This is a genomic window from Jatrophihabitans sp. (assembly GCF_036389215.1).
Taxonomy (GTDB): domain Bacteria; phylum Actinomycetota; class Actinomycetes; order Mycobacteriales; family Jatrophihabitantaceae; genus Jatrophihabitans_A.
This window is the reverse complement of sequence record NZ_DASVQG010000166.1, coordinates 1-2523: the sequence shown is the minus strand read 5'-3', so window position 1 is coordinate 2523 and position 2523 is coordinate 1. Positions and strand designations below refer to the sequence as shown.

The following is a 2523-nucleotide window of genomic DNA, read 5'->3' as shown; positions in this document are numbered from 1 at the left end:
CCTATCTCGGCCATGGCGAGAGTGACAAGGCGGCCTCGGCCAGCAACCAGGTGAAGGCCTATGACTTCGTCCTGGTGCCCGGCGCCGCCGGCCGGGACCGGCTGCGGCGCAACCTGATGTGTTACGACGCCGCCGCCCACGTCCGGCTGGTCGGCCGGCCACAGCTGGACGTCGCGACCGCGGACCCCGCTCAGCAGCCGGCAGCGGAGCCGCCGGGACACACCGGGCCGGCGGCACGCACCGAGCCGGCACGCACCGAGCCGGCAACCGGCCGGCGGCCCACGGTGCTCTACGCCCCGACCTGGGAAGGCGGCCAGCCCAGCATGGCCTACAGCTCGGTGGTCTCGCACGGCGAGGCGCTGCTGCGTTCGCTGCTGGATTCCGGCCGCTACGACGTCAGATACCGCCCGCACCCGCGCACCGGTGCCAATCGCGCCGAGTACGCCGCGGCCGACCAGCGGCTGCGGGCGCTGGTGCGGCAGTACCGCGACCGGGACCCGGACGCCCGGCACGCCGTCGACCTGGCGCCGGCCTGGGACTTCCGCGCGGACGGAGCGGACCTGCTGGTCTGTGACATCTCCGCGGTGGCGGGGGACTGGATGACCACCGGCAAGCCGATCGTGGTGACGGTGCCGGAGTCACCGCAGGCGTTCCTGGACGCCGACACCGTGCTCAGCGCCGCACCGGGCCTGCTCGCCGCCGAGGCCGGCGCGCTGGCCGACCTGGTGGCCTCGGAGCTGGCCGGTGGTGACCCGGCGCGCCGCAGGGCCTGGGTCGAGCACGCGATGGGCGACACCAGCCCCGGTGCGGCGATCGCCCGGTTCCTGGGCGTGTGCGAGGAGCTGGTCGAACTCCGCGGGCGCGAACTGGCCGCCCGCGCCGCCCGCCTGATGAGCACCGGGCAGTGACCGCCGGCCGGCGGCCGACGCGGCCCACCATCGCGCAGCTGCGCGAGATCACGCAGCCGCCCGCGGTGCGCGGCCGGCGGACCGCCGAGCACTGGACCGGCGACCTCTACATGCGCCGGATCTCGCCCTACGTGGTCAGGGTGCTGCTGCCCACCGGGATCAGCGCGAACGGCGTCACCTGGCTGATGATCGTCAGTGGCTGGCTGGCCGCCCCCGCACTGTTGCTGCCGGGGATCGCGGGCGCGGTCCTGGCCGTGCTGTGCACGCAGCTGCAGATGATGTGGGACGCCTGCGACGGCGAGGTCGCCCGGTGGCGCGGCACCGCCAGCCCGATGGGCATCTTCCTGGACAAGGTCGGCCACTACACGGTGGAGACCCTGATAGCACTGGCGCTGGGCGTGCGCGCGGCAGGCGGCGCCGGGGAGATCACCGACCACCTCGGCTGGATCTGCCTCGGCGCCCTGCTGGCCTGGCTGCTGTGCCTGAACAAGGCGCTCAACGACATGGTGCACTCGGCCCGCGCGGCCGCCGGGCTGGCCCGGGTGGCGGACACCGCCGAGGTCAGCAGGCCGCGGTCGGGCCTGCTTGCCGGGCTGCGGCAGGCGGCGCGCTTCGTCCCGTTCCACCGGATCTATCACTCGATCGAGCTGAGCCTGATCATCCTGGTGGCCGCCGTCGTGGACGCCGTGGCCGGCGGTCTGGACGGCACCCGGGTGCTGCTGGCGGTGGTGGTGCCGCTGGCGCTGCTCTCGGTCCTCGGGCACTTCGTGGCGATCGTGGCCTCCCACCGGGTGCGGGCGTGACCGCGGTACCGGATGCGCCGATGCCCGAGGTGCCGTCCTACGGCGTCGTCGTGCTGAGCCAGGGCCGGCGGCCCGCGGACCTGGACCGGGGGTTGCGCAGCCTGCTGGCGCAGTCGGGTGTGCGGCTCGACATCGTCGTCGTCGGCAACGGCTGGTCACCGGCCGGCCTGCCCGCGGGCGTCCGGGCGGTGGCGCTGCCGGAGAACCTGGGCATCCCGGCCGGCCGCAATGCAGGCGTGGCGCACGTGCGGGGGGAGCTGCTGTTCTTCCTCGACGACGACGCCAGCCTGCGCGATCCGGACACCCTTGTCCGGCTGGCCGGGATGTTCGCCGCGGACCGGGGCCTGGGGCTCGTGCAGCCGCGGGTGCTGGCTCCGGACGGCCAGCCCGCCCCCCGGCGCTGGACGCCGCGGCTGCGGGTCGGGGACCCGGCGCGCTCCAGCGACGTCACCGCGGTCTGGGAGGGCGCGGTGGCGATCCGCCGGGAGCTGTTCGACCGGATCGGGGGCTGGCCGGGCTGCTTCTACTACGCCCACGAGGGCATCGACCTGGCCTGGGCGGTCTGGGACGCCGGTGCCCGGGTGTACTACGCGGGCGAACTGGTGGCGCTGCATCCGGTGATCGCGCCCACCCGGCACGCCGGCTTCTACCGGCTGTCCGCCCGCAACCGGGTGTTCCTGGCGCGCCGCCGGCTGCCGGTGCCGCTGGCCGCGCTGTACCTGGCCGTCTGGACCGGCCTGACGCTGGCCCGCACCCGTGGCCGGTCGGCGCTGACCGAGTCGTGGCGGGGCATGGTCGACGGGGTCCGGCTG

Annotated in this window: 3 protein-coding genes; all 3 read left to right on the top strand. The window is 75.1% G+C overall.

Translation table 11 applies throughout. The features are described from left to right. A partial coding sequence (locus VF542_RS08570) for a CDP-glycerol glycerophosphotransferase family protein (protein ID WP_408651282.1) occupies nt 1-908 on the top strand: 908 nt, incomplete at its 5' end. Then, nucleotides 905-1711, top strand: coding sequence for a CDP-alcohol phosphatidyltransferase family protein (locus VF542_RS08565; protein ID WP_408651281.1), 807 nt, complete (start codon nt 905-907; stop codon nt 1709-1711). The genes VF542_RS08570 and VF542_RS08565, both read left to right, overlap by 4 nt. Next, on the top strand, nt 1708-2523 hold an 816-nt coding region (locus tag VF542_RS08560; RefSeq protein WP_408651280.1), incomplete at its 3' end, for a glycosyltransferase family 2 protein. The genes VF542_RS08565 and VF542_RS08560, both read left to right, overlap by 4 nt.